At 71.7% G+C, this 19,354-nt stretch carries 19 protein-coding genes; 6 read left to right on the top strand and 13 right to left on the bottom strand.

Annotated elements, in window-relative coordinates:
• Window positions 1-6 precede the first annotated feature (6 nt).
• From ACIF6L_RS36600 to ACIF6L_RS36610, 3 genes are all read right to left on the bottom strand, one after another.
• Entirely contained in the window at window positions 7-1,272 is a 1,266-nt protein-coding gene (locus tag ACIF6L_RS36600) for a hypothetical protein (RefSeq protein ID WP_396492653.1), read from the bottom strand.
• A 46-nt stretch (window positions 1,273-1,318) separates the two neighbouring features.
• Window positions 1,319-2,137: a hypothetical protein gene (locus tag ACIF6L_RS36605; protein ID WP_396488917.1), complete on the bottom strand. Its 819-nt coding sequence runs from the start codon at window positions 2,135-2,137 to the stop codon at window positions 1,319-1,321.
• Between the two features lie 169 nt (window positions 2,138-2,306).
• Window positions 2,307-2,657, bottom strand: coding sequence for a hypothetical protein (locus ACIF6L_RS36610; protein WP_329489090.1), 351 nt, complete (start codon window positions 2,655-2,657; stop codon window positions 2,307-2,309).
• 248 nt (window positions 2,658-2,905) lie between these two features.
• Between ACIF6L_RS36610 and ACIF6L_RS36615 the strand changes: the two genes are divergently transcribed.
• Together ACIF6L_RS36615 and ACIF6L_RS36620 are read left to right on the top strand one after the other, a co-directional pair.
• Window positions 2,906-4,102, top strand: coding sequence for an NlpC/P60 family protein (locus ACIF6L_RS36615; RefSeq protein WP_396488943.1), 1,197 nt, complete (start codon window positions 2,906-2,908; stop codon window positions 4,100-4,102).
• Between the two features lie 193 nt (window positions 4,103-4,295).
• Window positions 4,296-5,006, top strand: a complete 711-nt coding sequence (locus tag ACIF6L_RS36620) for a phosphatase PAP2 family protein (RefSeq protein WP_380385456.1) — start codon at window positions 4,296-4,298, stop codon at window positions 5,004-5,006.
• A 66-nt stretch (window positions 5,007-5,072) separates the two neighbouring features.
• Here the strand turns inward: ACIF6L_RS36620 and ACIF6L_RS36625 are convergent, their stop codons facing one another.
• Window positions 5,073-5,270 carry a hypothetical protein gene (locus tag ACIF6L_RS36625; RefSeq protein WP_359835480.1) on the bottom strand — a complete coding sequence of 66 codons (198 nt, stop codon included), beginning with the start codon at window positions 5,268-5,270 and terminating at the stop codon, window positions 5,073-5,075.
• A 167-nt stretch (window positions 5,271-5,437) separates the two neighbouring features.
• Here ACIF6L_RS36625 and ACIF6L_RS36630 point away from each other — a divergent pair, with 167 nt between their 5' ends.
• Both ACIF6L_RS36630 and ACIF6L_RS36635 read left to right on the top strand, forming a co-directional pair.
• Entirely contained in the window at window positions 5,438-6,337 is a 900-nt protein-coding gene (locus ACIF6L_RS36630; RefSeq protein ID WP_396488920.1) for a hypothetical protein, read from the top strand.
• 172 nt (window positions 6,338-6,509) lie between these two features.
• Window positions 6,510-6,803: a hypothetical protein gene (locus ACIF6L_RS36635; protein WP_396488922.1), complete on the top strand. Its 294-nt coding sequence runs from the start codon at window positions 6,510-6,512 to the stop codon at window positions 6,801-6,803.
• A 22-nt stretch (window positions 6,804-6,825) separates the two neighbouring features.
• Here ACIF6L_RS36635 and ACIF6L_RS36640 read toward each other — a convergent pair whose 3' ends face one another.
• Window positions 6,826-7,230, bottom strand: coding sequence for a metal-sensitive transcriptional regulator (locus ACIF6L_RS36640; protein WP_359835476.1), 405 nt, complete (start codon window positions 7,228-7,230; stop codon window positions 6,826-6,828).
• Between the two features lie 416 nt (window positions 7,231-7,646).
• On the opposite strand from ACIF6L_RS36640, the gene ACIF6L_RS36645 reads away from it, so the two are divergent.
• Both ACIF6L_RS36645 and ACIF6L_RS36650 read left to right on the top strand, forming a co-directional pair.
• Window positions 7,647-8,267 (top strand): DUF47 family protein, encoded by a 621-nt coding sequence (locus ACIF6L_RS36645; RefSeq protein ID WP_329489086.1) that lies wholly within the window; start codon window positions 7,647-7,649, stop codon window positions 8,265-8,267.
• Window positions 8,268-8,272: 5 nt separating this feature from the next.
• Window positions 8,273-9,268 carry an inorganic phosphate transporter gene (locus tag ACIF6L_RS36650; RefSeq protein ID WP_352293704.1) on the top strand — a complete coding sequence of 332 codons (996 nt, stop codon included), beginning with the start codon at window positions 8,273-8,275 and terminating at the stop codon, window positions 9,266-9,268.
• 133 nt (window positions 9,269-9,401) lie between these two features.
• Here ACIF6L_RS36650 and pstB read toward each other — a convergent pair whose 3' ends face one another.
• From pstB to mshD, 8 genes are all read right to left on the bottom strand, one after another.
• The gene (pstB, locus tag ACIF6L_RS36655; protein WP_329489084.1) at window positions 9,402-10,178 is read right to left on the bottom strand and encodes a phosphate ABC transporter ATP-binding protein PstB; all 777 of its coding nucleotides are present in this window, start codon (window positions 10,176-10,178) and stop codon (window positions 9,402-9,404) included.
• Between the two features lie 68 nt (window positions 10,179-10,246).
• Window positions 10,247-11,323: a phosphate ABC transporter permease PstA gene (gene pstA / locus ACIF6L_RS36660; RefSeq protein ID WP_329489083.1), complete on the bottom strand. Its 1,077-nt coding sequence runs from the start codon at window positions 11,321-11,323 to the stop codon at window positions 10,247-10,249.
• On the bottom strand, window positions 11,320-12,300 hold the full coding sequence (gene pstC, locus ACIF6L_RS36665) for a phosphate ABC transporter permease subunit PstC (protein ID WP_329489082.1): 981 nt from the start codon (window positions 12,298-12,300) through the stop codon (window positions 11,320-11,322). The genes pstA and pstC overlap by 4 nt, the downstream gene beginning before the upstream one ends.
• Window positions 12,301-12,449: 149 nt before the next feature.
• Window positions 12,450-13,580 carry a phosphate ABC transporter substrate-binding protein PstS gene (gene pstS / locus ACIF6L_RS36670; protein WP_359803856.1) on the bottom strand — a complete coding sequence of 377 codons (1,131 nt, stop codon included), beginning with the start codon at window positions 13,578-13,580 and terminating at the stop codon, window positions 12,450-12,452.
• Between the two features lie 274 nt (window positions 13,581-13,854).
• Complete coding sequence (locus tag ACIF6L_RS36675) at window positions 13,855-14,316, bottom strand: NUDIX hydrolase (protein ID WP_380385525.1); 462 nt, start codon at window positions 14,314-14,316, stop codon at window positions 13,855-13,857.
• Window positions 14,317-14,359: 43 nt separating this feature from the next.
• On the bottom strand, window positions 14,360-15,445 hold the full coding sequence (locus tag ACIF6L_RS36680) for a CHAD domain-containing protein (protein ID WP_359803857.1): 1,086 nt from the start codon (window positions 15,443-15,445) through the stop codon (window positions 14,360-14,362).
• Window positions 15,446-15,584: 139 nt separating this feature from the next.
• Window positions 15,585-17,762, bottom strand: a complete 2,178-nt coding sequence (locus tag ACIF6L_RS36685; RefSeq protein ID WP_359803871.1) for an RNA degradosome polyphosphate kinase — start codon at window positions 17,760-17,762, stop codon at window positions 15,585-15,587.
• Between the two features lie 440 nt (window positions 17,763-18,202).
• Complete coding sequence (gene mshD, locus ACIF6L_RS36690; RefSeq protein WP_396488926.1) at window positions 18,203-19,240, bottom strand: mycothiol synthase; 1,038 nt, start codon at window positions 19,238-19,240, stop codon at window positions 18,203-18,205.
• Window positions 19,241-19,354: the final 114 nt, after the last annotated feature.

The following is a 19,354-nucleotide window of genomic DNA, read 5'->3' on the forward strand; positions in this document are numbered from 1 at the left end:
TACCCGTCACCCTCCCTTCGCTGGATTGCTGTCGCGGGTCGAGGCCGAGGCCGGCGAGGCCTGCGGCGGCGGCGCGGGGGACCGCGTGGCGTGGGCGGCGATGCCCGGCGCGACCGAGCCGCCGCCCACCCCCGGGCTGCCGCCGCCCCCCTGCGCGCCGCGGTCGCCGTGCGTGCTGATGCCCTGCTTCACCAGGTTCGCCGTGCCGTTGATCATCGCCGACCCGGCCGACACCGCGCTGGCCCGGGCATGGCGCATGCTCATGATCTCGTCGCCGAAGCCCGGCACGAAACGGTAGACGGAGGCGCTCGCGAAGATCGAGAGGAAGAGGATCGCCAGGCCGGACAGCACCCGGGCGAAGTCGTCGTTGGCCCCTGCGCCGGTGGCCACCGCGCCGGCCAGCCCGAGGATGATCACGATGATCGGCTTCGCCAGGTCCACCGCCAGCATCACCCCGGCCCAACGGCGCACGTGCTTCCACAGCTGCTTGTCGACCAGCCCCGCGTACACCGCCGTCCCCAGCAGCGCGCCCACGTACAGCATCGCCGCCCGGATCAGCAGCTCGACCCAGAGCACCGCCGCCGCCAGCACGGCCACCAGCGACACGATGATCAGGATCAGCGGGCCGCCGCCCATGTCACCCTTCTCCAGGGTGTCCGCGAACCCGCCCAGGTACGTCCCGGTGTCGGACTTCGTCCCCACCGCGATCGCCGTGGTCAGCCCGTCCGTCGCGCTCACCACGGTGTACAGGATCAGCGGCGTGAACGCGGAGGCCACCACGGTCAGCCACAGGAAGCCGATCGCCTCCGAGATCGCCGTCGTCAGGGGCGCGCCGCGCACCGCCCGCTTCGTCACCGCCAGCAGCCAGAGCACCAGCGTGATGATCGTCGAGGCGGCGAACACCACCGCGTACTGCTGCAGGAACGACGCGTTGGTGAAGTCCACCTGCGTCGTCCCGTCGATGGCCCCCGACAGCTTCCGCACCACCCAGGACGCCGCCTGCGCACACCCCTTCGCCAGGGCCCCGAGCGGATCGGTGACACTCCCGACGGTCCCTGAGCCGGGGAGGGAGGCCCCACCGCCCGGCTTGTCCACGCAAAGGATTCCGTTGCCGGAGATCGGAAGATCGGGACAGTTCGTACTGGCGCTGGGGGACGGCGTCGCCGTCGGCGACGGCTCCGCGAAGGCCCGCTGCGCCGTCAGCAGCGCGGCCACCTGCACGGCGGCCAGCGCCCCCGCGAACGCGCCGGCCCGGCGGGCACCGGGGCGCACGGCGGAGGGGGCGACAGGACCTGCGGCACGGCGCCGCGGAGTGGACTCAACGGGCATAGCGGAAACCCCCGAACTGCTGGACGGCGCCGGTGATCTCCTCGGCGGTGGCGGCCTGCTGGTCGCCCGGCATCGGGGCTGGGCCCGGCCGGCTTGCGTAGTCGGCGAGCTTCCAGTCACTGCCCGCCCAGCGCAGGGTCAGGGTGAGGGTGAACCAGTTCTCCATGACCGGCTGGACGGAGCGCTCGCCGGCGAGCCCGGTGAGGCCCGTGCACCAGACCTCGACCTTGGCCTCGCCGTCGCTGTAACCCACCTGCTTGGCACCCACCGGGACGGTGCGGCTGACGAAGGTGAGCCCCTTCGGCGCGCGGCCCTGGGCGTCGAGGCCGTAGCGGGCCGCGGTGTCCCCGCCGAACCCCTGGTCCAGGCGGGTCTGGAGGGCCGTGACGGCCGACGGGTCGGCGATGGTGGCCACGATGGTGTGGCGGCTGTCGGTGCGGAACATGTCGGCCGAGCCGATGGCGACCGCGTAGTTGGTGGCGGCCGACTGCGCGCCCTGGTCGGTGTGCGGGAAGCCGCCGGCGATCCCGTTGGTCGTGGTGCCGACGGGCTGCTCCCCGCTGGATGCCGGCCCGGCGCCGGAGGCGGCCGTGGGGGCGACGCCGTCGGCCGAGCGGGCGGGCCCGGAGCCGGGGTCGGCCTTGCCGCGGTTGGCGATGGAGATCGCCACCACCAGCAGGGTCACGACCACCAGGACGGCCAGCAGGGTCCGCAGCGGTCGGGGCTGACGGGCGGTCGGCTGGGACGAGGGCTGTTCGCCGACCGGCAGCCGCGTACGGGTGTGCGGCTGGTCGTCGGACAACGGCACGGCGGCCCTCCTGGTGCTGGGAGCCGGGGAGGCTCCGGGGGCCCCTCCGCCCGTGGGCGGGCGCGGAGGGAGGGGTGGTGGGGTGGACTCCCGACGGGGGCTCCGACGGAACCGGCGGCCGGGCGGGCGGACAGCCGTGCCGCCCACGCGCGCCCGAACTGTCCGATCGTCAGATGGCCATGCCGTAAACAATGGTGAACAGAGTGCCAAGTGATCCAATGATGAACACGCCGGTCAGCCCGGCGATGATCAGTCCCTTGCCCTGTTCGGCACCGAAGCTGTCCCGCATCGCGGTCGCGCCGATCCGCTGCTTGGCCGCGCCCCAGACGGCCAGGCCGAGGCAGGCCAGGATCGCCACGGCCATGACGACCTCGACCATCACCCGGGCCTCCGACCCGAGACTCGCGAACGGGCCCCAGTCCGGGGCGATCCCGCCGATGATGGTGTCGATATTCGGCTTCTTAGGAGGGTCTTCGGCCAGGTGGCCGATCGCGAGTCTGTCCACGCTGCTCAGGTTCATTTCCATCTCACCGCCCGATCAGGCAAATTCAAGGGCCCAGACCCCGTCCGCGCGAAGGGTCGGTACCTATTCTTGGCCAGATCTGATGTCGACTTGGCTGCTTCTCGCGGATTGGTCGTGCGGCACCGGACACGTACGCGAGGATGTCCACCGTACGAAGGATAGCGCTCACTCTTTGTATCTCTGATGATTGCGGTGAGCAACGCCTTCCGGGACACTTCGACTGACGATTCGTCGGGATGGTGCTGATGGTACTCCGGAAGGCCGGTACGGCCGCCGCCGCTGCGGGAGTTGTAGCGGTCGGCTTCATCGGGCTGGTCACGGTTGCGACGTATGCGGCCAGTGGTGCGCCGCAGCAGTCGGCCAATCGCGCCACGCTCTCCCCGGGCACCGTTCCGGCGGCCTACCAGGGGCCGATCCAGCAGTGGGGCTCGCTCTGCCCGGAGATCTCCCCGCCGATGCTCGCGGCGCAGCTGTACCAGGAAAGCGGCTTTGACCCGGGCGCCCGATCGCCGGTCGGCGCGCAGGGAATGGCGCAGTTCATGCCGGCCACTTGGGGAACATACGGCACGGACGGCAACAATGACGGCAAGAAGGATGTCTGGGACCCGCTGGACGCGATCGCCTCGGCCGCCACGTTCGACTGCGCACTCGCCGACGACGTGGCCAAGGTCCCGGGCGACCGCCAGGCCAACCTGCTGGCCGCCTACAACGCCGGTCCGTACGCGGTCACGAAGTACGGCGGGATCCCGCCGTACAAGGAGACCCAGGGCTATGTGAAGAACATCCAGGCCATGGCCCGCAGCTTCACCGCGCCGACCGCGCCGGTGGCCGTCTCCCAGCAGTCGGCCGGGGCGATCTACTTCGCCCAGACCAAGCTCGGTACCCCGTACCTGTGGGGCGGCGAGGGTCTGCCCTCGCAGAACGGGCGGTTCGACTGCTCCGGGCTGACCCAGGCGGCGTACGCCAGCGTGGGCATCACGCTCCCCCGGGTCGCCAACGACCAGTGGTACGCCGGGCAGCACCCCTCGCGCGACCAGCTCCGCCCGGGGGACCTGGTGTTCTGGGCGACCGACCTGGGCGACCCGCGCACCATCCACCACGTCGGCATCTACGTCGGTGGCGGTTACATGATCAACGCCCCGCACACCGGCGCGGTGATCCGCTACGACAAGATCGACAGCAAGGAGTACATCGGCGCCACCCGGGTCACCTCGGACGGCGCCGAGGCGCTGCCGGTCCGCAACACCGACGGCAGCATCACCGGCCCCAGCCGCCCGGGCACCCCGGACTCGCCGGCCCCGTCGGCCCCCGCCGCCCCGGCCAACCAGGCCGCCCCCGCGCCGCCGTCCGCCCTCGGCGCGCCAGGCTCCGCGGCGTCCCGCCGGGCGGTCGCGGCCGGCCCCTCCCCGACAGGTGCAGGTCAAAACGCTGCAAAGAGCTGAACCCTCCGGGCCGCCGGGTGTGAGTGCGCTGTGGACGCTGAGTCAAGTTTCCATAACCGCGCGTTTCCGTGGAACGCTGTGCACCGGTTATGACGTTGTGTTCGTTGGCTCCACGTCAGCTCCCTGAACAGGGCGGGGACGGCGGGCCACGGCCGGATCGAACAGGTGCTGCGGAACCAGAAGGAGGTGCGGCGTGTCGACGCCGCTTGCCGACACGACCAACCCCGACCTCGGACTGCTCTACGCCGTCAACGGCCTGGCCAAGCGCTCCCCGCAGTGGTTGGACCACTCGGTCTCCTGGATCGGCGAGTACGGCATCCTGATCGGCCTGGCCCTGCTGGGGCTGGTCGGCTGGCTCCAGGCGCGACGCCGCCCGGACGCCCCGGTGGCCGTCGCCGGCCTGCTCTGGGCGCCGCTCGCGGTCGCCCTCGCCGAGCTGGCGAACCTGCCGATCGCCGCCATCGTCAACCGCCCGCGGCCGTTCGTCGACCACGCCGGGCTCGACGTGCTGGTGGAGGGCAAGGAGGGCACCCACTCCTTCGTGAGCGACCACTCGACGATGTCGATGGGCATCGCGGTCGCCCTGTTCCTGGTGAACCGGCGGCTGGGCTGGATCGCCGGCGGCCTCGCGCTGCTGCAGGGCTTCTGCCGGATGTACATGGGCGTCCACTACCCCACCGACGTGATCGGCGGCTTCGCGCTCGCCACCGCGGTGGTCCTGCTGCTGGCGCCGATCGCGATGGCCGTGCTGGTCCCGCTCTGCCACGCGCTGAGCCGCACCGCCGTCGCCCCGCTGATCCGGGCACCGCAGTCCGGCAACCGCCCGCGCGGCGGCCGACGGGGGCGGGCGGGTGGCACCGTGACGTCCGGCGAGCAGCCGCCGGAGTCCGACCTCGCGGCCTAGCGGGCAGGGCCGGACGAGGCCGCCGGGGCCGCGTCCGGCTGGCGCCAGACCGTCGTCCGGCCGGCGCTAGACCGTCGTCAGGCCGGTGCCGGTCCCGGCCAGGTGGTCGGCGGCCTCGCGTCTGGTCAGGTCCCGGGAACGGCGGGCCGGTGAGAACCAGCCGCACGCGCAGGTCGCGAAGCAGAAGGAACCGCGCTCGCTGATCTCGACGCGGTGCTCGGGCATCCGGGCGGCGCCGGGCTCGGCCGGCAGCTCACTGTGCACGTGCTTCACCGTAACGCGCCCGGGACCCGGCGCGCGACGCCCGCCGTGCGCCGGGTGCCACGTAACCCTTCGATGCCCAACTCGTTTGCCCGGAAAGAGCTCTGCCCACCCGGTGGTGGTGGCCGGCGGGGCAGTCGGGGCCCGAGGGGGTTGTCGCGAGGATGAAGATGACCGACCAGCAGCGCAGCGGCCGGCGGCACGGTCGCCCACTGCCCCACCTGCGCTCGGCGGCCGGCGCCGCCGTGCTCGCCGCCGCGCTCGCCGGGCTGGCCGGCTGCTCGGGCGCCGCCGCCGACTCCGGCGGCTCGGCCGACCAGAAGGCGGGCGCCGACCGGCTCTCCGCCGACCCGGTGACGGCCGTCCGCAGCGCCGCCGACATCACCGGCCGGACGGGCTCCGCGCACACCGCGACCGAACTGGTCACCGAGTCGGCCGAGAAGAAGGCCGTCTTCACCGGCACCGGCGGCTACGACTACGTGAAGCGGATCGGGCGGCTGGAGGTCGCGGTGCCACCCGGCGCGGCGACCACCGGGAAGATCGTCGAGGTGGTCCTGCCGGGCACCGTCTACCTGCAGAACAGCGGCGCCAAGGTGCCCGAGGGCAAGTGGGTCAAGCTCGACGTGCGCCAGCTGCCGGACGGCAACCTGGTCAGCAGCGGCGCCACCGAACCGGCCTCCGCCGCGGGTGCGCTGCGCGGGGCGCAGAAGGCGGACCTGGTCGGCACCGAGACCGTCGACGGAGTCCCGCTGAAGCACTACCGGGGCACCCTGGACCTCGCCAAGGCCGCGGACGCGACCGGCGGCCGGGGCGGGGACGGCCTGCGGATGGGCTCCCAGACCTTCACGGTCAAGGACGTCCCGTACGACGCCTGGCTGGACGAGCAGGGGCGGCTGCACAAGGTGGTCGAGATCTTCACCTTCGCCGGCGTGGCCGGGTCCAAGGAGGCGAAGGACCAGGTGAAGGTGACGTCGACCACCGCACTGTCGGACTTCGGCAAACCGGTGGAGGCGGCCGAGCCGCCCGCCGCCGACATCTACGCGATGAAGCCCACGGAAAGCCCGAAGTAGCCGGCGGCGGGGACGCCGCCGGATCGGGTGGGCCACCCCGGGCAGCGCGGCCCACCCGTTTCGGCGGCGCCGAGATGGCCCGTCCGTGCCATGTGGACGGGCTGCGAAGTGCCTAGGCTGGACATCGGGTGGCTGCCGCCCGGGCTGGCGAGGCGCTGAAGGGGTGGTGCAGGTGGTGTCGTCCACGGGCGGCCGCAGCGGCGGCCACGAGGACGCGGCCCTCGACGAGATCGACCTGGCCGGCGAGCTGATGATCGCCGCCACGGCCAGCGACGGCGACCGGCTCCCGCCGGAGCGGATCGACGAGGTGCTGCTGCTGGACCGGCCCGACGGCGCCGCGGCCGCCGACCGACCGTCGGAGTCGGGGCCCCGGACGCCCCAGGAGCGGGCGCCCGGACGCGCCGGCCGACGCTCCGGAGCCGGGCCCGCGGCGGGCCCCGGAACCGGCCGCCAGGGCAGCTCCTAGGCCCCCGGCTCCGGCCGAGGGGCTAGCTGCGCAGCAGCCGGCCGATGGCGGCGGTGGCCTCCGCCACCTTGGCGTCCAGCTCGGCGCCGCCCTCCTCGGCGGCCGCGGCGACGCAGTGCCGCAGGTGCTCCTCCAGCAGGGACAGCGCGAAGGACTGCAGGGCCTTGGTGCCGGCCGACACCTGGGTCAGCACGTCGATGCAGTAGACGTCCTCGTCGACCATCCGCTGGAGGCCGCGGATCTGGCCCTCGATCCGGCGCAGGCGCTTGAGGTGGGCGTCCTTCTGGGCGCTGTACCCGTGCGGACCGTGTCCGCCGTGCCCACCGTGCTGTGCGGGCGCCTCCGGAGCGGCCGGCCCGGCGGCGGCGCCGTGCGGCTCGCCCCCCGGCGCCTGGTCCGGGTCGGTGCGCGCTTCCGTCGTGGTCATCGGCCCGCCTTCGTCTGGATGCCTGGGTGGCTGCGTCGGCCTCCAGTGTCCAACACCGGGGCCGGTCGTGGTGTTCCTCCAGCGCGGTCCACGGCCCGGAGCGGCCCCGGAGCGGCCCCAGAGCGGCCCCAGGCGGGCTCCGGGCGGGGTCCGGCCGGGCTCCGGGGCCGGGCCGGAGGCTGGTTCCCCCGTCCGGGCCACACCCCGCTGTTCCGCGCGCACGACAGGGGCAAACCGCGCGAGGTTCCGTCAGACTGGGGGCTCACGTCCGCACATGGGTGTGCGGGCCGGGTGCACCACTACGGCGACCAAACGGAAGCGGAGGATCCGCCTCCCCTCGCACCACCCCGTTTGCGCAATTGCGCTTGGTTGCACCTAGCATCGTTCAGTCCCTACCCCGCACATCGGAGATTTCCGTGCGTTTTAGCCTGACCCCGAAGGAGACGAGTTTCTACGACATGTTCGCCGCGGCCGCGGAGAACCTCGTCGTGGGATCGAAGCTCCTGCTGGAACTGCTGGGATCAGACGTGTCGGCCCGCGCGGAGATCGTCGAGCGCATGCGCGCCGCCGAGCACGCCGGGGACGACACCACCCATGCGGTCTTCCACCAGCTGAACTCCTCGTTCATCACGCCCTTCGACCGCGAGGACATCTACAGCCTCGCCTCGTCGCTGGACGACATCATGGACTTCATGGAGGAGGCCGTCGACCTGGTCGTCCTCTACGACATCCAGACCCTGCCCAAGGGCATCGAACAGCAGATCGAGGTGCTGGCGCGCGCCGCCGAGCTCACCGCCGAGGCGATGCCGAACCTGCGCACCATGTCCAACCTCACCGAGTACTGGATCGAGGTCAACCGGCTGGAGAACCAGGCCGACCAGATCCACCGCAAGCTGCTCGCCCACCTGTTCTCCGGCCAGTACGACGCCATCGAGGTGCTCAAGCTCAAGCAGGTCGTGGACGTCCTTGAGGAGGCGGCGGACGCGTTCGAGCACGTCGCCAACACGGTGGAGACCATCGCCGTCAAGGAGTCCTGACCCCCGTGGACCTGGCTGCACTCATCGCCGTCCTCGGCGTTGCGTTCTTCTTCACCTACACCAACGGCTTCCACGACTCCGCGAACGCCATCGCCACCTCGGTCTCCACCCGGGCCCTCACCCCGCGGGCCGCGCTCGCGATGGCCGCGGTGATGAACCTGGCCGGCGCCTTCCTCGGCAGCGGCGTGGCGCACACTGTCTCCAAGGGCATCATCGCCACCCCGACCGGCAACCAGGGCATGGCGATCCTGTTCGCCGCCCTCGTCGGCGCGATCGCCTGGAACCTGGTCACCTGGTACTTCGGCCTGCCGTCCTCCTCCTCCCACGCGCTGTTCGGCGGCATGGTCGGGGCGGCCCTGGCCGGCGGCACCGAGGTGATCTGGAGCGGCGTCCTCGACAAGATCGTCATCCCGATGATCGTCTCGCCGATCGTCGGCCTGGTCGGCGGCTACCTGGTCATGCTGGCGATCCTGTGGATCTTCCGGCGGGCCAACCCGCACCGCGCCAAGCGCAACTTCCGGGTCGCGCAGACCGCGTCGGCCGCCGCCATGGCCCTCGCGCACGGTCTGCAGGACGCCCAGAAGACCATGGGCATCGTGGTCATGGCGCTCACCATCTCGGGCCACCACGACAGCAGTGACATCCCGGTCTGGGTGAAGATCTCCTGCGCCACGATGCTCTCGCTGGGCACCTACGCGGGCGGCTGGCGGATCATGCGGACCCTCGGCCGCAAGATCATCGAGCTGGACCCGCCGCAGGGCTTCGCCGCCGAGGCCACCGCCTCGACGGTCATGTACATCACCTCGTTCGTCTTCAAGGCGCCGATCTCCACCACCCACGTGATCACCTCGGCGATCATGGGCGTGGGCGCCACCAAGCGGATCCGCGCGGTCCGCTGGGGCGTCGCGAAGAACATCGTGCTCGGCTGGTTCATCACGATGCCGGCCGCCGCGATCGTCGCGGCGCTGATGTACTGGTTCGTCCACCTGTTCTGGGGCTGACGCCCCGGGCCGGGCAGGACGCGCCGGCGGACATGGCAAGGGCCCGCCCCCACGTCTCGGGGGCGGGCCCTTCCTCATACTTCGCGGCGGCACCGCCATGCAGCACCACGAAGCAGCTCTGGCTCCGGGCGGTCTAGCCGAAGCGGCCGGAGATGTAGTCCTCGGTCGCCTGCACGGACGGGTTGGAGAAGATCCGCTGGGTGTCGTCCAGCTCGATCAGCTTGCCCGGCTGGCCGACCCCGGCGAGGTTGAAGAAGGCGGTGCGGTCGCTGACGCGGGCCGCCTGCTGCATGTTGTGCGTCACGATCACGATCGTGAACTGGGACTTCAGCTCGCCGATCAGGTCCTCGATGGCGAGGGTGGAGATCGGGTCGAGCGCCGAGCAGGGCTCGTCCATCAGCAGGACCTGCGGCTCGACCGCGATGGCGCGGGCGATGCAGAGGCGCTGCTGCTGACCGCCGGAGAGGCCGGCACCCGGCTTGTTCAGCCGGTCCTTGACCTCGTTCCACAGGTTGGCGCCCTTGAGGGACTTCTCCACCACGCCGTCCAGGACGGACTTCTTGCGGACGCCCGCGAGCTTCAGCCCGGCGATCACGTTGTCGTAGATCGACATCGTCGGGAACGGGTTCGGCCGCTGGAAGACCATGCCGACCGCCCGGCGGACGGCGACCGGGTCGACGTGCGAGCCGTAGAGGTTCTCGTCGTCCAGGAGCACCTTGCCCTCGACACGGGCGCCGGGGATCACCTCGTGCATCCGGTTGAGGGTCCGCAGGAAGGTGGACTTGCCGCAGCCCGAGGGGCCGATGAAGGCCGTCACCGAGCGGGGCTCGATGCTCATCGAGATGTCCTCGATGGCCTTGGTGGTGCCGTAGAAGGCGGACAGTCCGCTGACGTCGATGCGCTTGGCCATGATCGTTACTTCTCTCGCCCGCGGCCGGGGGCCGCTAATGAATTCTGGGTCGTACGTCAGTCGGGCGCTCAGCGTCCGCCCTTGGGCGAACGCCAGCGTGCGATGCCCCGGGCGATGAGGTTGAGCCCCATCACGAAGGCGATCAGCACCAGCGCCGCGCCCCAGGCACGGGCGTAGCCGTAGTCGTTGTTCACCACCGCGTACTGCTGCCAGATGTACATCGGCAGCGACTGCTGCGGCCCGTTGAACGGGTCACTGTTGATGAAGTCCGCGCCGAAGACCAGCATCATCACCGGGGCGGTCTCGCCCGTGATGCGGGCGACCGCGAGCATCAGACCGGTGGTGATGCCGCCGATCGCGGTGGGGAGGACGATCCGCAGGATGGTCTTCCACTTCGGCACGCCGAGGGCGTACGACGCCTCGCGCAGCTCGTTCGGGACGAGCTTCAGCATCTCCTCGGTGGAACGGACCACGACCGGCATCATCAGGATCGCCAGCGCGAGGGAGCCCGAGAAGCCCGAGTAGGAGAAGCCGAGGGCGATGTTCCACAGGGACAGGATGAACAGACCGGCGACGATCGACGGGACACCCGTCATGACGTCGACGAAGAAGGTGACCGCCTTGGCGAGCCGGCCCCGGCCGTACTCGACCAGGTAGACGGCGGTCAGCAGACCGATCGGGGCGGCCATCGCGGTGGCCAGCAGGACCTGCTCGATGGTGCCGATCAGCGCGTGGTAGATGCCGCCGCCGGGGCCCGAGTAGCGGACGCCCTTCATCGAGTGCGTCAGGAAGTTGCCGTTCACCACCTCCGCGCCCTGCTGGACGGTGTAGATGGTGAGCGCGGCCAGCGGCACCACGGCCAGGATGAAGGCGACCCAGACCACCGAGGTGGCGAAGCGGTCCTTGGCCTGGCGGCGGCCCTCGACCCGGGCGGCGAGCCCGTAGCTGATCCCCAGGAACAGCAGCGCCGAGATGAGGCCCCACTGCAGGTGGCTCTCCAGCCCGCCGACCGCGCCGATCCCGCAGCCGAGCGCGATCGAGCCGGCGGCGACGGCGGCCGGGGTCCACCTGGGCAGGCGGTTGGAGGTCAGCGGGCGGCCGACCGGGCGGGTGTCCGCCGGAACGGACGTGGTCGCGGCGCTCATGCGTTGGCCCCCGAGTACTCCTTGCGGCGGGCGACGATCAGCCGCGCGGCACCGTTCACCACGAGGGTGATCACGAACAGGACGAGGCCGGAGGCCATCAGCGCGTCCCGGCCGAAGGGCTGGGCCTCGGCGAACTTCAGCGCGATGTTCTGCGCGAAGGTGCCACCGCCCGGGTCGAGCAGGTGGAGCGAGAGGACGTTGTTGGAGGAGAGCACCACCGCGACCGCGATGGTCTCGCCGAGCGCACGGCCGAGGCCGAGCATCGAGGCCGAGATGATGCCGGGGCGGCCGAACGGCAGCACCGCGGTGCGGATCATCTCCCAGCGGGTCGCGCCGAGCGCGAGCGCCGCCTCCTCGTGCATCCGAGGCACCTGCCGGAAGACCTCCCGGGTCACCGCGGTGATGATCGGCAGGATCATGATGGCCAGCAGGATGCCCACGGTGAACAGCGTGCGCGGCACGGTGCCGACCCGGGACTGGTCGAAGACGTACGTCCAGCCGAGGTACTCGTCCAGCCAGCTGGTCAGCCCGTAGAGGTGCGGCACCAGGAAGAGCGCGCCCCAGAGGCCGTAGATGATGCTGGGCACGGCGGCCAGCAGGTCCACCAGGTAGGCGAACGGCTGGGCGATCCGGCGCGGCGCGTAGTGCGAGATGAACAGCGCGATCCCGATGGCCACCGGGACGGCGATCGCCATCGCGAGCGCCGCGCTGATGATGGTGCCGAACGCCAGGACGGCGATGCCGAAGACGGGCTTCGCGGCGTCCGGCGTCCACTCGAAGGTGGTGAGGAAGTTGCCCTCGTTCTTGCTCAGCGCGATGCCCGCGCGCCAGGTCAGGAAGCCTGCGATGGCGGCCATGATGACCAGCAGCAGGATGCCCGACCCACGGGCGGCGTTCATGAAGATCTTGTCGCCGAGCCGGCTGTCACGCTTGCGGCGTTCCCTGCCTCGCGGGGCGGCAGGGGAGGATGAAGTCATGTGGTCTACTCCGGTCTGGTGGTGCTGCCCCGAGGGGGCGGCACCCTGGCGGCGGTGCCCCGGACGTGCTCATGGCGAAGTCGTGCTGTCCGGCGGAGCGGCCCCGGCCCCCTCGTCCACGGGGCCGCTCCGCCGGAGGTCGGGCTGGATCAGGCCAGGGTCGGGATGACCGCGTTGACCTTGTCCGTCAGCTCCTTCGGGAGCGCGACGTAGCCGGTGTCGCCGACCGCCTTCTGACCGGCGTCGCTGGCGGCGTAGGTCAGGAACGCCTTCAGCGCGTCGAGGGTCTCGGCCTTGTTGCCCTTGTCGCAGACGATCTCGTAGGTGACCAGGACGATCGGGTAGGAACCCTCCTCCTTGGTGCCGTAGTCGAGGGTCAGCGCCAGGTCGCTGCCGGTGCCAGCGATCTTCGCCTTGGCGAAGGTGGTGGCGGCGTTGGCGGCGGTGGCCTCGACCGGCTTGGAGGCGCCGGTGGCGATCGCGGCGCTCTTCAGGTTGTTGCTCTGCGCGTAGGACAGCTCGGCGTAGCTGATCGAGTTCTTGACCTGCTTCACCTGGGCCGCGACACCGGCGGAGCCGTTCGCGCCCTGGCCGCCCTTGCCGGCCCAGGCCTTGGCGGCCGGGTAGCTCCAGGCGCCGTTGGAGACCTTGGCGAAGTACTTGGTCAGGTTCTCGTTGGTGCCCGAGTCGTCCGTGCGGTGGACGGCCTGGATGTCGGCGTCCGGCAGCTTGGCGCCCGGGTTCAGCGCGGCGATCGCCGGGTCGTTCCACTTGGTGATCTGCGAGTCGAAGATCTTGGCGGTGGTCGCGCCGTCCAGGACCAGGTTGTCGACGCCGTCCACGTTGTAGACGATCGAGATCAGACCCGCGACGAGCGGCAGGTTGATGCCCTGGCCACCGGTGCAGACCTTCTTGCTGTCCTCGACCTCGGCCGGCTTCAGCGGCGAGTCGGAACCGGCGAACTGGATCTTGCCCTGGTTGAACTGCTGGACACCCGCGCCCGAGCCGCCGCCGCCGTAGTTGATGCTGGAGCCGGAGCACGCGGCGCCGAAGTTGTTCTTCCAGACGTCGATCGCGTTGCCCTGCGCGGTGGAACCCGCGGAGATCAGGGCGGCGGGCTTGCTGCCACAGGCGATCGCGGGAGCCGAGGCGGAGCCGCTGCCGCCGGACGCGTTGGTGTTGTTCTCGTCCGAACCGCAGGCGGCGAGCGACAGCGAGCTGACGAGCGCCATGGCACCGATGGCGAGGGCCTTGGAGCGGCCGTTCCGCTGGAGCTTCACAGGGGTGTCCCTTTCTGTGGCATTGCCCGGCACGCGGACCGTACGAGGTCGGCGGGGCGCGGGTTTTGCTGTGGTCCGGGGCCCGTGCGGCCCTCCGGTAACCCCGAAGTTAAGCCGGGTAAGTGACACGTCAGCCGGTCGGAAGTGAACGGGGAGTGAACCTCGGACGGATGACAGGAAACTACGTCAGGTAGTAACGGTTGCGTCACGAGCAGGGCGCGGGAAGATCACTGCCGACGTTCCGTCACCGGTCCGGCCAGGAGGGCGGGCCCGGCTACGAGGACCGGACCGGCCGCGCGCCGAGCATCCCGAGCAGCGCGTCCACCAGCACCCGGTCGCGCTCGTGCGTCAGCCTGGCCCTGGCCTTCCCCGCCGGCAGCCACTCCAGCCGGTCCACCTCCCGGTTCGGCCGGAACTCCCCGGCCGCCGGCACCGCCGCCCAGTACCGGACCTCCTTCGGCCGCCCCTGCGCCAGGTAGTGCTGCGTCGGCAGCTCGTCCCCCAGCACGCAGGAGAACCCGGTCTCCTCGCGCACCTCGCGCAGCGCCGCCTCGACCACGCCCTCCCCCGGGTCGAGCTTGCCCTTCGGCAGGCTCCAGTCGTCGTACTTGGGGCGGTGGATCAGCGCGATCCGCGGCCGCCCGAGCCGGCCGCTCTTCTTCGGGCGCCCCGGCAGCCAGAGCACCGCTCCGGCGGCCAGCACCACCGGCCCCCGCCCGGGCCGCGGGCTGCTGATGGTCGAGCCGTGGGCCCGCTCGGTGCTCAGGCGGTCGTGCACGTCATGCCGTCCGGGGTGCGGGGGTGTACCCCCAGCCCTCGGCAGGGGGGATCTCCAGCCAGCCGTCCAGGCCCGGCGGGAGTTCGGGCCACCGGCGGCCGAAGGCGTACCGTGCCGCCTCCACCTCCAGTCGTTGATCAGCATGCACCACGCCGAGCACGTAGGCGGTCGCGGGTGTGATCCTCGGCGTCCGCGCCGCCGTGGCCGCGGTGACCGCCGCGTCGGCCGCCTCCTGGTGCCGGCGCAGCACCTCGTCCAGCGCGTCCAGCTCGGCGGCCGGAAGGCCGCACACCTCCAGCGCGTAGCGGGCCCGCTTCACCAGGATCCGCACCCGGTGCCACGGCGCGTCGTCCGCCGCCAGCGCCGCGTCGGCGTCCATCGCGCCCCGGGCCGCCGGCACCGCGCCGAGCCGGCGCAGACCGTCCCCGCCGTACGGGGTGGCCGCCCGCCGCAGCGGCAGCTGCTGGGCGCTCGCCGTCAGCGCGCCGAACGCCGTCGCCGCCTGCGGCAGCAGCACCGCGCCGGCCCGGCCGTCCGCCGTCTCCAGCAGCGGCGCCTCGGCGACCAGCAGCGTCATCCGGTCCGCCAGCGCGTGCAGCCGCGCCGAACGGAGCTCCTGCAGCACGGTCGAGTGCGCCCTGGTCCGGGCCAGCGTCAGCTGGCGGTCGAGCAGCGCCCGCGCCTTCGGCGCCCCGGCGTGGCCGGCCAGCATGCCGGGACCGTCCGCCTCGCTGCCGGTCAGCGCGTCCAGCGCGCCCAGCAGCCGGGCCGACCGGCGGACGTACCCCGGCTCCAGCGCCAGCAGGTTCAGCAGCCAGCGCAGCTCGGTGCGCGACTCCTGCGCCCAGGCCTGGTCGAAGGACCCGCCGAAGGTGTGCAGCAGCCCGCCGATCCGCCGTACCGCCCGCAGCAGTCCGGCCGTACCGGTGGACGGGACGACGGCCGCCCCCGGTCTGGCGCCGACCTCGCCCACGGCCATCGGCAGCGCCCGCAGGAACGCCCCGGCCTGGGCCGTGAGATGGCTGGAGAGGATGTCCCCGGCGGTCGCGGTAGAGGCCGTCTGGGCCGTCATCGGCGCATCGGTCATGACTAGGTAGATCCCCGTTCCCCCGGAGCCGTCCCCCGGGGCTGGTGGCCGACCGCCGCAGCGGATCCCGACGCTGGGCGGCCCGTGTCGGCGGCTCGCCCCGGTGGGTCGCTCCATGGGTCGTGGCGGCGGCTCGCGGTCAGCGGGCGGTGGCGGCGCGGCGGCGCTGACGCGAGTCGATGAGCAGGTCCTGGACGTGTCGCAGCGGCTTGCCCTCGGCGTCCTGGGCGTGACGGGTCCAGGCGCCGTCCGGCCCGAGGTGCCAGGACTCGGTCTCGTCCGACACTCCCAGGTCGATCAGCCCGGACAGCTCGGCCCGGTGCGCCGGGTCGGTGATCCGCATCAGCGCCTCGATCCGGCGGTCCAGGTTGCGGTGCATCATGTCGGCGCTGCCGATCCACACCTCCGGGTCCCCGTTGTTGCCGAAGACGAAGATCCGCGAGTGCTCCAGGAACCGCCCGAGGACGCTGCGCACCCGGATGTTCTCGCTCAGCCCCGGCACACCCGGGCGGATCGCGCAGATCCCGCGCACCCAGACGTCCACCGGTACCCCGGCCTGGGAGGCCCGGTAGAGCGCGTCGATCACGGCCTCGTCGACGATCGAGTTGACCTTGATCTTCACGAACGCCGGACGGCCGGCCCGGTGATGGGCGATCTCGTTGTGGATCCGGGAGATCAGCCCGTCCCGCAGGCCGCGCGGCGCGGTCAGCAGCCGCCGGTAGGACTCGCGGCGCGAGTAGCCGGAGAGCCGGTTGAAGAGGTCCGAGAGGTCCGCGCCGACCTGCGGGTCCGAGGTCAGCAGCCCGATGTCCTCGTACAGCCGGGCCGTCTTCGGGTGGTAGTTGCCGGTACCGACGTGCGAGTAGCGGCGCAGGGTGTCGCCCTCCTGGCGGACCACCAGGGACAGCTTGCAGTGCGTCTTCAGCCCGACCAGGCCGTAGACCACGTGGCAGCCGGACTCCTCCAGCTTGCGGGCCCACTTGATGTTGGCCTGCTCGTCGAAGCGCGCCTTGATCTCGACCAGCACCAGCACCTGCTTGCCCGACTCGGCGGCGTCGATCAGCGCGTCCACGATCGGCGAGTCACCGGAGGTCCGGTACAGCGTCTGCTTGATCGCCAGCACGTCCGGGTCGCCCGCGGCCTGCTCCAGGAAGGCCTGCACCGAGGTCGAGAAGCTGTCGTACGGGTGGTGCAGCAGGACCTCCCGCTCGCGCATCGCGGCGAAGATGTCCGGCTGCGAGGCCGACTCGACGTCGGTCAGACCGCGCGCCGTACCCGCGACGAACTTCGGGTACTTCAGCTCGGGGCGGTCCAGGTCGGCGATGCCGAACAGACCGGTGAGGTCGAGCGGACCGGGCAGCGGGAAGACCTCCGCCTCGGTGATGTTCAGCTCCCGCACCAGCAGGTCCAGGATGTAGGGGTCGATCGACTCCTCGACCTCCAGCCGCACCGGCGGGCCGAAGCGCCGCCGCATGAGCTCCTTCTCCAGGGCCTTGAGGATGTTCTCGGTGTCGTCCTCCTCGACCTCCAGGTCCTCGTTCCTGGTGACCCGGAAGGCGTGGTGCGCGAGCACCTCCATCCCCGGGAAGAGCTCCTCCAGATGGGCGCCCATGACATCCTCCAGCGGCACGTAGCGCTGGGGGGAGGCCTCCAGGAAGCGGGCCAGGGACTGCGGCACCTTCACCCGGGCGAAGTGCTTGTGCCCGGAGACCGGGTTGCGCACCACCACGGCGAGGTTGAGGGAGAGTCCCGATATGTAGGGGAACGGGTGGGCCGGGTCCACCGCCAGCGGGGTGAGCACCGGGAAGATCTTCTGCCGGAACAGGGTGTGCAGGCGGGCCTGCTCCTTCTCGGCCAGCTCGGGCCAGCGGACCAGCTCGATGCCCTCGCTCGCGAGGTCCGGCAGGACCTCCTGCTGGCAGGCGGCGGCGTGCCGCGCCATCAGCTCGCGCGAACGGGTCCAGATGAGGTCCAGCACCTCGCGCGGCTGGAGGCCGGAGGCACTTCGCTGGGCCACTCCGGTGGCGATCCGGCGCTTCAGGCCGGCCACTCGGACCATGAAGAACTCGTCCAGGTTGCTCGCGAAGATCGCGAGGAACTTGGCCCGCTCCAGCAGCGGGATCTGCGGATCCTCCGCCAGTTCCAGCACCCGCTCGTTGAACGCGAGCCAGCTGCGCTCGCGGTCCAGGAACCGGCCCTGGGGCAGTTCGTCGAACAACTCGTCGTCCGCGGCCGGAAGCTCCGGCGGTATCCCCAGCGCACTGGACATCCGGGCCGGAGGGGACAGCGGGGCAGAGACAGGGCGGGGGATGCTCATGGGCTCCAGCTCCTCCAGCAGGACGGCGTCCGGACGGGAAAGGCTCTGCGGGCCGTCGTCCTCGCCCAGCGCCAACGCCCACCCGCCCGGCGCGGTCAACACGGGACCGGCCGGCAGGCGTCGCCGACGCTGCACGAGCGAGACACTACGGACTTCATCCTGTGATCTTCGCGGCAGCAATTGAATCCACGGTAAACACCGCATGGCCAGGAGGAAAGCTGAATCGGTCGGAGCCGGGGCTTGGCAGCCCACCCGTTGCTTCGGCCCCGACTGTCCGCTATGCCGCCCCGGCGCCGCGCCGGACCGTGGTTCCGTGCCTGCCGACGGGTACCCGCGCGCGATCAACCCTACTGCGATCGGGTGGCGGCCCGGTCGCGGTACGACACCGGCGCGCGGGGTCGCTCGGCCGGTCTCATTCGGCCGGTCTCATTCGGCCGGTCTCATTGGGCTGCCGCGGGCCCGCGGTACTGGACGCGGTACATCAGGTCGACCTCGTGGACGGTGAACCCCAGTCGTTCGTAGACGCGCACGGCGGCCGGGTTGTCCGCATCCACGTAGAGCAGGACCGTCTCCAGCCCTCGCTCGCCCGGTCCGCCGCCGGTCAGGTGACGCAGGCCGGCCGCGGTCAGCGCCCGGCCGAGGCCGCTGCCCTGCTCCGCCGGGTCCACGCCGACCACGTACACCTCGCCGAGGGCCGGCTCGGTGGCGGCCGCCGGGTGCACCTTGGTCCAGTGGAAGCCGACCGCCCGGCCGCCGCGGGTCGCGAGGAAGAAGCCCGCCGGATCGAACCACGGCTCGGCCAGCCGGTCCGCGAGGTCCTGCTCGGTCCAGGAGCCCTGCTCCGGGTGGTGCGCGAAGGCCAGCGCGTTCAGCCGCAGCCACTCGGCGTCGTCCTCGCCGGGGCGGAAGGTCCGCAGCTCGATGCCGTCCGGGAGGGCGACCGCCTCGGTCTGCGGACCGGTGCGGCGCATCTGCCGCAGCTCGCGGACCAGCTCGGCGCCGTACTTCCCGGCCAGGTGGCGGGCCGCCGGGTGCCCGCCGTGCACCCAGACGTCGACGTGTTCGCGGCCGGCCCGATGTGCCTCGGTCAGTACGGCGTCCAGCAACGGGCGGCCGAAGCCGCGGCCCCTGGCGGCCGGCGCCACCACGAGCTCGGCCGACGGGTTGGCCCCGGCTGGGTCGCCCTGGGGGAGTTCCAGCTGCGCGTAGCCGACGACGTCGTCCACCGGCTGTGCCGGATCTGCTGCCCGCTGGACGAAGTGGACGACTCCCGGGCGGGCCGTGTCCGAGGAGCGGAGCCGCAGACGCCCCTGCTCGGAGACCGCGGCGCGGCCGTCCACCGCCTGGGCCTCCGTCAGCACGCGCAGCGCACCGTCGCGCGCCTCCGGCCGGAGCACTTCGCGAGCGACGACCGCCCCCTCGCCGGTCGCCGGCGTTCCCTCGTAGACCCGTTCCTGCTGCGCGTCCTGATCGTCCATGCTCTGACGATACGTCAAGGGAAACGCAAAGAACCCCCCGATCCGTACGGATCGGGGGGTTCTTTGGAATGATTGTTCGGCGGCGTCCTACTCTCCCACAGGGTCCCCCCTGCA

It is taken from the genome of Kitasatospora sp. NPDC086009, assembly GCF_044540385.1.
GTDB lineage: Bacteria > Actinomycetota > Actinomycetes > Streptomycetales > Streptomycetaceae > Kitasatospora.

Bases quoted from the DNA above. Each gene is read 5' to 3' on its own strand.
- ACIF6L_RS36610 (WP_329489090.1), bottom strand. From the start codon at position 2,657: ATGAACCTGAGCAGCGTGGACAGACTCGCGATCGGCCACCTGGCCGAA.
- ACIF6L_RS36615 (WP_396488943.1), top strand. From the start codon at position 2,906: ATGGTACTCCGGAAGGCCGGTACGGCCGCCGCCGCTGCGGGAGTTGTA.
- ACIF6L_RS36630 (WP_396488920.1), top strand. From the start codon at position 5,438: ATGACCGACCAGCAGCGCAGCGGCCGGCGGCACGGTCGCCCACTGCCC.
- ACIF6L_RS36640 (WP_359835476.1), bottom strand. From the start codon at position 7,230: ATGACCACGACGGAAGCGCGCACCGACCCGGACCAGGCGCCGGGGGGC.
- pstB (WP_329489084.1), bottom strand. From the start codon at position 10,178: ATGGCCAAGCGCATCGACGTCAGCGGACTGTCCGCCTTCTACGGCACC.
- pstA (WP_329489083.1), bottom strand. From the start codon at position 11,323: ATGAGCGCCGCGACCACGTCCGTTCCGGCGGACACCCGCCCGGTCGGC.
- pstC (WP_329489082.1), bottom strand. From the start codon at position 12,300: ATGACTTCATCCTCCCCTGCCGCCCCGCGAGGCAGGGAACGCCGCAAG.
- ACIF6L_RS36680 (WP_359803857.1), bottom strand. From the start codon at position 15,445: ATGACCGATGCGCCGATGACGGCCCAGACGGCCTCTACCGCGACCGCC.
- ACIF6L_RS36685 (WP_359803871.1), bottom strand. From the start codon at position 17,762: ATGAGCATCCCCCGCCCTGTCTCTGCCCCGCTGTCCCCTCCGGCCCGG.
- mshD (WP_396488926.1), bottom strand. From the start codon at position 19,240: ATGGACGATCAGGACGCGCAGCAGGAACGGGTCTACGAGGGAACGCCG.